The organism is Cerasibacillus sp. (assembly GCF_036516575.1).
GTDB lineage: Bacteria > Bacillota > Bacilli > Bacillales > Amphibacillaceae > Cerasibacillus.
Genome location: NZ_DATBTY010000015.1, coordinates 1 through 9884 on the forward strand (window position 1 = coordinate 1; position 9884 = coordinate 9884).

The 9884-nt window shown below is 36.1% G+C and carries 9 protein-coding genes; 2 read left to right on the forward strand and 7 right to left on the reverse strand.

The window, feature by feature from the left end; translation table 11 throughout:
* Positions 1-58: 58 nt before the first annotated feature.
* Positions 59-658, forward strand: coding sequence for a YcjF family protein (locus VIG73_RS02610; protein WP_331639001.1), 600 nt, complete (start codon positions 59-61; stop codon positions 656-658).
* Positions 659-730: 72 nt separating this feature from the next.
* Here VIG73_RS02610 and VIG73_RS02615 read toward each other — a convergent pair whose 3' ends face one another.
* From VIG73_RS02615 to VIG73_RS02645, 7 genes are all read right to left on the reverse strand, one after another.
* Positions 731-1375 (reverse strand): L-fuculose-phosphate aldolase, encoded by a 645-nt coding sequence (locus VIG73_RS02615; protein ID WP_194562141.1) that lies wholly within the window; start codon positions 1373-1375, stop codon positions 731-733.
* A gap of 16 nt (positions 1376-1391) precedes the next feature.
* A complete protein-coding gene (locus VIG73_RS02620; protein ID WP_194562140.1) occupies positions 1392-2180 on the reverse strand; it encodes a DeoR/GlpR family DNA-binding transcription regulator in 789 nt (262 codons plus the stop codon).
* Between the two features lie 35 nt (positions 2181-2215).
* A complete protein-coding gene (gene mtnA / locus VIG73_RS02625) occupies positions 2216-3247 on the reverse strand; it encodes an S-methyl-5-thioribose-1-phosphate isomerase (protein WP_194562139.1) in 1032 nt (343 codons plus the stop codon).
* Positions 3234-4460: an S-methyl-5-thioribose kinase gene (mtnK, locus tag VIG73_RS02630; RefSeq protein WP_194562138.1), complete on the reverse strand. Its 1227-nt coding sequence runs from the start codon at positions 4458-4460 to the stop codon at positions 3234-3236. The genes mtnA and mtnK overlap by 14 nt, the downstream gene beginning before the upstream one ends.
* Positions 4461-4479: 19 nt before the next feature.
* Entirely contained in the window at positions 4480-5460 is a 981-nt protein-coding gene (locus VIG73_RS02635; RefSeq protein WP_414648361.1) for an ABC transporter permease, read from the reverse strand.
* Positions 5460-6974: a sugar ABC transporter ATP-binding protein gene (locus VIG73_RS02640; RefSeq protein WP_331639002.1), complete on the reverse strand. Its 1515-nt coding sequence runs from the start codon at positions 6972-6974 to the stop codon at positions 5460-5462. Before VIG73_RS02640 ends, VIG73_RS02635 begins: the two co-directional genes overlap by 1 nt.
* A 78-nt stretch (positions 6975-7052) precedes the next feature.
* Positions 7053-8129: a sugar ABC transporter substrate-binding protein gene (locus tag VIG73_RS02645; protein ID WP_328799617.1), complete on the reverse strand. Its 1077-nt coding sequence runs from the start codon at positions 8127-8129 to the stop codon at positions 7053-7055.
* Positions 8130-8490: 361 nt separating this feature from the next.
* On the opposite strand from VIG73_RS02645, the gene VIG73_RS02650 reads away from it, so the two are divergent.
* The coding region (locus tag VIG73_RS02650; protein ID WP_331639003.1) for a DEAD/DEAH box helicase at positions 8491-9884 on the forward strand (1394 nt) is incomplete at its 3' end.

Below are 9884 nucleotides of genomic sequence, written 5' to 3' on the forward strand. Positions count from 1 at the left end.
AGAAGCGATGAAAGCGGAACTCGCAAAACTCGATGTCCCTGTCTTTGCGGTGTCGCAAGTGCCTGCTCTAATCGATAAATTAGACTTACAAGCGTTAATCGAATGGTCGGGGACACAACTAGAAGCAGGGCAACGTCAAAGTTTTGCGATGAAACAACGTCATCATATGAAGTTGAAACGAAAAGAAGGCATTAACCTCGTCGGCAAAGCATCAGCCATTAGTGGCACGGTCGCGCTCACCCCGATTCCGTTCGCGGATGCGCCGCTTTTAATTGCGAATCAGACGAAAATGGTCGCCGACCTCATTCGCATGTACGACTTGAAGGGATCGCAACATGAATTTATGCAGGCGTTGCAAGGGTTAATAGGAGGAACAATTATGGCGAACTTAGGCCGCTCGGCAGCCGCTCAAGCGGCGAAGCTCGTACCAGGAGCGGGCAGCATCGTCGGGGGTGCGATGAACGCAACCATTGCCACATCCATCACTTACGCACTCGGCTATACAGTGAACGAAGTGTGCTATCAATTTAAAGTGAAAGAAAAAGAAGAAGCGAACTTATCCGTCGTCGACTTCTTCAACAACTTCATGTCCCCAGACCAAATCCAATCAATCTTCGACACGGTGTTCAAAAAGAAAAATGATGAATCAAAAAAGTAAATGGAGTTAAAACCCCCATCGATATTTATCTTTAAATAAATATCGATGGGGGTTATTGCTCCTATATAGAACTTATTGTTTCTGTCCGTATGTTTTAAAGGAGTTTAACATACTCTCCATTTCAGTATCATCTAAAATAACAGGATTTCCAAGTTGTTTTGAGCGGTAATAAATTTCAGCGCAAAATTCAATCTCTTCAGCGACATTAAAAGCATTCTTTAAATCGTGTGCACCAGCAATCATACCATGATTTGCAAGAAGAGCTGCTTTTCTATTTTTCATCGCTTCGAAAGCATTAATGGCAAGTTGTTCAGTACCAAAGCTAGCATATTCAGCACAGCGCACATTTTTTCCAGCATAGGCTACCAAGTAAGAAACAGCAGGTAAGTCCCATCGAAGAGAAGCAAGTGTTTTAGCGAATGTTGAATGAGTATGGACAATTGCATTGAGATCATTTCTCTTTTTGTAAAAAATAGAGTGCATATTTAATTCACTAGATGGTTTGTGCATACCATCGACAATTTCATGTTGTAAGTTAACAATAACGATATCTTCTAGAGTTAATTGATCATAATCTATTCCGCTAGGACTAATAGCGATTAACTCCTTTTCTCTGTTAAAAACACTTATATTTCCACCAGTTCCTTTTGTTAAATGGTGTGTTATTAATTTCTTGCAGTATTTTACGACCTCTTCACGTTCTTTTTGTAATAACATAAATTCTCCTTCCGCATTATTCCTTTGCGATCTGGACGTCAACACCTAAATCGATATATTGTTGGAGGCATTGTTGTTTTGCAGAGTCGGTATTTACTAACTCATCAGTAATTAAGTAGTCTATACTTGTAGGCTGACAAATTTTAAAAAATGCTGTCGTTGCAATTTTAGAATGGTCAGCTAGTATATAGATTTTCTTAGAACGTTTGATGATTGCTTGTTTAGCTTCACCTTCATCCATTAAAGAGTCCATCACACCGTCCTCTGCATTAATCGCTTTACAAGAAATAAATGCTTTATCGATATATAGTGATTCTAAATATTTGGGAATACCTGTACCAATTAAAGATAGAGAAGTTCTTCTCACGAATCCCCCTAACAAGATAGTGGAAATGTCTGGATCTTCGGATAATTCTAAAGCTATATTGATGTTGTTTGTGATTACCGTGACTTTTTTAGTGAATTTGATTTTTTGACTTAAAACAAGAGCAGTCGTACTAGCGTCAAAAGCTATTACATCACCATCTTGAATTTCTTCATAAGCTAAATCTGTAACTAAATTTTTAGCCTCATAGTTTTCAGTTAATCGTTCGTTTATAGGGAGCTCCCATTCACGTTCATTTAAAGCTTTTAAACGAACTCCACCATAAACTTTCACTACTAAGTCTTCACTTTCTAGGCGATCAATATCTCGTCTAATGGTCATTTCCGAGACTTTGAAAGTATCACTTAAATAACTCACTTCTGCATAATCCTTTGTTTTTAAAATTTCTATAATTTGTTTTCTGCGATTTTCAGGTAACACTGTTGCGACACGCTCACTCTCTCCTAAATTTTGAGCTAATATTGGAACAGTTTTTTTAAATTTTCTTCAAAAGGAGCTCGAACAATGCCTTTTTCTGTAACAATAGCTGTAATATTATCAGCAGGAGTAACATCAAAAGCAGGGTTATACACCTTAACATCTTTCGGCGCAGTGAAAGAACCAAAACCACAAATAACTTCGAGGGGATCTCGCTCTTCAATTGGTATATCTTTCCCAGTTTTAGTTTCTAAATCGATGGTAGGCGTTGGGACTGCGATATACAACGGTATGTTAAAGTTACGAGCTAAAATGGATAAATTAAAAGTTCCAATTTTATTAGCTACATCTCCGTTAGCGGCTACTCGATCGGCTCCAACAATAATTGCATCAATTTTACCTTCTGCCATCACAACAGCCGCCATACTATCAGTAATGACTGTAACATCAATGCCTGCTTGGTGCAATTCAAAAGCGGTTAGTGTAGAGCCTTGTAGACGAGGTCTTGTTTCGTCTGAATAGACTTTAAAATTCCATCCTTTTTCTTGTGCGAGATAGATAGCGGCTGTTGCTGTCCCGTATTTAGTAGTTGCTAGAGCACCAGCATTACAATGTGTTAAAATTCCACAACCATCTTCTAATAGAGAAAGCATATTTTCGCCAATTTTATAGTTAATAAGTTCATCCTCTTTATGAATTTCGATAGCTTCATCAACTAATCGTTCTTTCAAATCTATAACAGAATGAACACTTTCATTTGAGCATGCAATCATTCGTTCGATAGCCCAAAAAAGATTAACAGCAGTAGGGCGTGAAGTAGCTAAGTAATCTCCAATTTCTTTGAAATTTTTTCTAAATGTGTTTAAGTCATCAGTATTAATATTTAATGCACCTATGGCCATTCCATAAGCCGCTGTTACACCAATTGCAGGGGCACCTCTGACAATCATATCTTGGATACCATGCCATACCGATTTGACATCTTTACATACGACATATTCAATTTTGTTAGGAAGAATTCGTTGATCTAATAAAATAACTGAGTTATCTTTCCATTCAATTGTTTTCATAGTTTTTCGCCTCACTTAATTTTTCATTTAAAATATTCATATAGTCTTGGCCTGTAAGTAACGAACTTGGATTAAGCATGTAATGTTTAGCTGTAAGGATAATCACTTTTTCAGCAAACATTCTCAAATTATCGTCTTCAATAGAAGTAATATCAATTACTTGAGCTAATCCGATTGTTCGTCTAATCATTTCTAAGCTTGCCATACCGGCAGTATCTTTTTTGACATTCGTTAAAAAGTCTGAAATGAATGAATTAGAAGAGAAGAAGGAGTGAGTATTTTGAGAATTTAAGAAACTTTCCATTTTAGAGAAAGTCAAATCTACAAACTGAACAATTGTTTTTTCACTCCATTTTAAATAATCACTTTGTTTGTATACGTATGCTCGAACATGTGCAAATAGCATATTTGCAATGACATTCCCGATGTCGTATCCAATAGGTCCATAAAAAGCAAATTCAGGATCAATAACTTTAGTAGAATCTTTTGTGACAAAAATAGAACCAGTGTGTAAGTCGCCATGAATTAAAGCTTCAGGATTATTCATGAATTTCCATTTTAATTTAGCTGCTTCAAAATGTAATTTGAGATCATCTGAAATTGTACTTTGAAGCCATTCTTTATGTGGCTCAAAAAGTAAGTTTCGATTATTATGATTTGTGTAAGGCTCGGTAAAAACTAACTCTTCAGAAATATCACATAAATCAGGATTAATAAACCGTTTAATTTCATTTTTCTTTTCTTGATGGTCCATTATAAAATCGGTAGTCGGTAATAGCACATTTGTAATGAAAGTAGAAAGATGGTCTGCCAAATTAGGGTAGGTTTGAAATTCGTTAAGACTAGAACGTAAGATAGCGTGATCTGAAAGGTCTTCCATTAAAAAACAATTCATAATAGGATCGTAAGAAAAAACATGTGGTGCATGTTCAGGAGTAAACTTGCCATATAAAGAAAGGATATCTGATTCGATACGAATTCGATTTGTTGAAAGTTTTATCTCATCTGAAATCCTTGCTATTGTGCTTGCTTGTTTCAAAATAATGGAATGGCCTGTGTGAATATCTTGAATTTTAAAAACATAATTCAAGTTCCCATCACCAATTTCTTCACACTTCAAATTGTCTAAATTTGTAAAAATATCAGTTTTTTCAAAAGCATATTTTTTGGCATCTTCAGAATTCATTAAAAAATATTCAGTGAATTTAGTCATTGTGAACACTCCTTTTTAATTAAAATTTCTTTTGGCTGTAATACGTAGATGCTAATGCTAGGGCAAGCACAGTACCTTTCACAATATTTAAAGAGTAGTAAGGAACGGACATCATAACGAGTCCATTTTCTAAAACACCAACGAGTACGGCACCTACAAAGGTTCCAATAGCATTTGGTTTACCATGTCCAGCGAATGAAGAACCTATAAAAGCAGCTGCAACTGCAGGCATTAAATAACCTGAACCAGCATTGATTTGGGAAGAACCAACGTATGAAGCTAAAACTATACCGCCTAATGCTGCAAAGAATGTAGACAGTACATAAGCTAGTGCGCGATATTTTTTAACAGGAATTCCTGAGAGTCGAGCGGCTTCTTGATTGCCACCAATCATATACATGTATCTACCATGTTTTGAATGATTTAAGAAAAGGTGTACTAGAAATACTGAAATTAACATGATAATGATAATCCAAGGAGTTTGTCCTAGTTTTAAAAAAAGTTCAGGAAGTTTTCCTGTAGTAGGAGAACCGTCGAGTTTAGGCATACCGACACTAATTGATCCACCACCTGTGTAAGTCATCGCAACCCCTTCAAAAATAAACATCGTAGATAAAGTAGCGAATAAATCAGGAATTTTAACTTTTACAATTAAAAAAGCGTTGATTCCAGCAATAATAAGTGTTAATAAAATTGCTAAAGGTAGAGCAATACCGAAAGGCATGTTATACCAAACGAAGAATGAAATAATTAAAGAGCTTGAAACGGTAGCAGCAGAGCCAACAGATAAATCAAACCCATTGACCGATAAAGAAATCGTAAGACCAACTGCTATAATAGTGACAATTGAAATGCTTCGTAAAATATTAATAATATTTGAGCTTGTTAAAAATAAATCAGGTAGTGAGAATGTGAAGAAGAGAATAATTAAAATTACTGCTAAAATAACTCCCCATTTATTTAAGAAATTCAATATATTCTTCGAATTTAATGTGTCCATCATTTAGTACCTCCTGTTGAAAAGAACATAATTTCTTCTTCTGAAGTATCTTTAGTTAAAACTTCTTTAACGATTTTATTGTCATACATAATATAAATTCGATCTGTAATTGTTAAAATCTCTTGTAATTCACTAGAGGCGTACAGAACAGCTTTACCTTCGCTAGCAAGCTGATCGATTAGTTCAAACATTTCAGCTTTAGCACCAATGTCAATTCCTTTAGTTGGTTCATCAAATATATAAACGTGGGCAGGGGAAATTAACCATTTTCCAACAGCTACTTTTTGTTGATTACCTCCAGAGAGTAATCCAATATTTTGAAGTTCATTAGGTGTTTTCACTCCAAGTTTTGCTATCATTTCTTTGGAAATTTCTCTTTCTTTTTTTTGAGAAAGGATATTGAATCGACTAGAAAAATTTTTTAAATGTGAAATTGTAAAGTTTTTATAAACAGGTTCATCGACAAAAATGCCTTCTTTACGTCGCTCTTCAGGAACAAGGGCAATACCTTTATTTACAGCTTGTGCAGTATTTTTGTATTTTTGTATTTCCTCATTAATTTGGATAGTGCCACTTTTAATCGGGAAATCACCAAACAATGTTTTACAAAGTTCAGTTTTACCAGCTCCTACTAAACCGGCAATACCTACAATTTCTCCAGAATTAATGTGAAGAGAGATATTTTTAATAGAGAGATCATGATTTGTTAAATCTGTTACTTGTAATGTTGTATTTCCGATAGTTTTTTCTTTTTTTACATAAAGATGTGTAGATTCATCACCTAGCATATCTTTAACGATTTCATCAATCGTTGTATTTTTAATTTTCGTATTCGACACGATTAACCCGTCACGCATGACTGTTATATTTTCGCAAATTTCAAATAATTCAGGTAATCTATGTGAGATGAAAACTATTCCTATATTAAATTCGTTTTGTAATTTTCTTATAGTAAAAAATAGCTTTTCTGTTTCAGTATCACTTAATGGTGCTGTTGGTTCGTCTAAAATTAAAAATTTAGGTTTATTAATAAGAGATCTAGCAATTAACACCATTTGTTTATCGGCTAAAGTTAACTCAGAAATTAAGCGATGTGTTGGCAAATGGATATCTAGCTGCAAAAGAACTTCTTTAGCTTCTTGATGAATTTCTTTCCATTTTATTCGGTGTCTATTCTCCATATTGTTGGCTATTTTATCTAATAGTATGTTCTCAGCTACAGTTAGGTATGGAACTAATGCAATATCTACTTCTTGATGAACGATATCAATTCCTAAATTTTTAGCTTGTTTAGGATTTCGGATCGTTGCAGGCTTATCGTTTAATGTGATTTCTCCCGTATAATGACTATATGATCCAGAAAGGATTTTCATCAGAGTAGATTTTCCAGCACCATTAGCACCAATTAAAGCGTTGATAGTACCTGATTTTAGTGTGAAATCCACTCCTTTTAAAGCGTGAACTCCCGGGAATTCAATATTTATATTGTTCATTTTTAATTCAACGGCTTTCATTACTTATCACCAACTTTAATTTTATATTTCGAAAGGACGTGCACACAGAGATATCTCAATGTGCACGATTATTTTGAATTATTTCGAATAAACTTCTTTTAACTTCGACATCCAATTTTCAATGAAATCATCTGAAACTCCCCATCCATCCACAACTTCATGTAGATTTGTCATATTAGTATCCTCTTTTAAATCTGATTGTTTAATGAGTTTAGGCTCTAGTTGATACTCACTTGGTGTATCTTCATTTGCAATTTTTTTAGCTAATAGACGCATATTCATCGTTCCGATTAAGTTGGGATCAACAGCTGCTGTTGATAGCCAAGTGCTCTCTTTTTCGTTCATTAAGTTAATATCTTGGTTTGATATATCAATAGAAATTAATGGGATATCTGTTCTTTTATTATCTTTTAAAGCGTTGTATCCACCTTTAGCTAGTTCATCCCATGATGCCCAAATCGCATCAATAGTACCTTCAGGATATTTACTTAGAATCGAGCTTACACTTGAAGAGATGTCTCCCTGTATATCTTGCATATTCGAAGGTCCAATAGTTTCAATAGTTTGAATTTTACCTTCAGATTCATATTGTTTGTAAATTTGTTCTCGAGTATCTAATGGTGGAATTCCTCCAAACCATAATTTTAAGACTTTAACAGGTTCATTATTCTTACTCAAAGCTACAATTTCTTCTAAACTTAATCTTGCTAATTCTTGATCATTTTGAACAGTGGCAGTTAGTCCTTCATTGTCAGCTACAGTGTCAAATGTAACGACTTTAATTCCAGCGTCTAGTGCTGGTTGAATTAACTCCTGTGAATAACCTTCTTTTCCATGTGAAATAATTAAGCCTGTATATTTCTTTTGAATTGCTTGTTTTACTAGATCTTGGAACTTAGCGTCATCTCCATCCGAAATGAAGGTATCTACTTTGAAACCTAACGCTTCTCCTTCTTTACGTGCCCCATCTAAAAATTGTTTTGTGTGATCGTCTGATGGTAAATTTCGAATGACAGCTACTTGAATATCACCTTGAACTTCATCAGGTACGCCTTCAACTTTCTCTTTAGGAGTAGCGTCTTTTCCACCATTCCCACAAGCTGTTAAAACTAAAATTAAAGAAACAATAAACATAAAAATAAAACTTCTTTTCACATATAACACCCCTTTGTAATCGTTTTCACTAACAATTTAACACAAACTTTATCATAAGTAAACATAAAGTAACATAAAAACACAAAAAAGTTATAGAGCTTTTCGGAATTTCTAGAAAATAAACATCTGAGATAATTGAATAAAGTGAAGAAATGAAATGGTAGATATGGAATTGTATCTAGAGAACTTAAAAGAGCGGGGGAGCAAATTCAAAACAATTTAAAAATTAAAATTTAATGAAATGAAATATAATTTTCGTCATATCTAATTTGTCTTCAACACGGTATTTCGAAAGAGAAGCACTTTACAAAAAAGAGGGTTTTGAGATAATTGAGGGGAGTAAAGAAAAGGAGCGACGGGTATGCGACAGTATGTAGAAAAATTAAAAGAGAGAGCGGAGCAAAATCTAAACGGCCAAACTCAAGTGAAGGTGAGGACGATTTTGCGCCAATGTAGAACGAAACGTCGTACGGAAGCGTTCGTGACACGGTGGCATGAAATGATGGAAGTATACGAGTTACATTACGTCAATCCAGGCGAAACGATCGCCACTGTCTCCCTTGAAAAAGCGATTCATTTTCAAGTAGAGAAAAAAGCGCAGATGCACACATTAGAAGCGAAGCGGGCGACACAAATCACTGTTCAAAGTGGATTCACACCACAGCGACCGTACCCTCATCAAGAAGAGGCTCTTCATCATTTAGACCGCTTATATGAACAAAAACGTCATTTTTCAAGCTTGCTTGTCTTGCCGACAGGTGGGGGAAAGACGGCGACCGCGGCACGTTTTCTTGCGAAGCGGAGCATCGCAGAAGGGAAAAAAGTGCTGTGGCTCGCTCATCGACATGAATTGCTTGACCAAGCGCATCACGCCTTTTTGAATGTCTCCTATGAAGAGCTGATCCCAGAGCGCGAGACCTATCACTGTCGTGTCATATCCGGCGTCCATGAACGCGCGCGAGCAATTGAAATGACAGACGATGTCATCATCGCGAGTAAAGATAGTTTGTATCGTCAAGAAGCGGTTTTGCAACAGTGGCTCGCTAATGATGAAGAGTTATTCGTCATCATTGATGAAGCGCATCATGCGCCAACGAGAACATATCGTGAACTGTTGGAAAGTTTAGAAGCTGTCGTATCGGTGACCTTGCTCGGGCTAACGGCAACTCCTTTTCGTACGGCGGAGGAAGAAGTCGGGTCGATGCGTGCTATTTTTCACGATGATATCGTTTATAAAATCGACTTAACCCAACTCATTACAAAAGGAATTTTAGCCGAGCCTCACCTCATCGATGTGGAAACGAATTACATCGTCGAGACGGATTGGAAAGAGCGTGACATCCACCAAATTCAAGCGTTAGATAAACTACCGCAACACGTATCACGTCAATTAACGGACAATCATCAGCGAAATGAACTGATCACTCAACATTACAAGGAACATGAAGCAGCGTACGGGCAGACGCTCGTTTTTGCGATGAATCGGGTTCATGCAATCGCCCTTCGTGAAACATTCCGTTTATCAGGGATTCACGCTGAGGCAATTATTTCGAGCGTCACAGATGACACATTGCGTATCGATACGTCGCAAGAAGCAAGGCGCCGACATATCGTAGCATTTAAGCGCGGAGAATTTCCTGTGCTCATCAATGTAAATATGTTGACAGAGGGGACAGATTTACCTAATGTCCAAACGGTCTTTTTAACACGACCGACGACGAGTAAAATATTGATGACACAAATGCTCGGACGCGC

Coding starts and splice junctions, on each gene's coding strand:
- VIG73_RS02615 (WP_194562141.1), bottom strand. CDS start 1,375: ATGTTATTACAAAAAGAACGTGAAGAGGTCGTAAAATACTGCAAGAAA.
- mtnA (WP_194562139.1), bottom strand. CDS start 3,247: ATGAAAACAATTGAATGGAAAGATAACTCAGTTATTTTATTAGATCAA.
- mtnK (WP_194562138.1), bottom strand. CDS start 4,460: ATGACTAAATTCACTGAATATTTTTTAATGAATTCTGAAGATGCCAAA.
- VIG73_RS02635 (WP_414648361.1), bottom strand. CDS start 5,460: ATGGACACATTAAATTCGAAGAATATATTGAATTTCTTAAATAAATGG.
- VIG73_RS02640 (WP_331639002.1), bottom strand. CDS start 6,974: ATGAAAGCCGTTGAATTAAAAATGAACAATATAAATATTGAATTCCCG.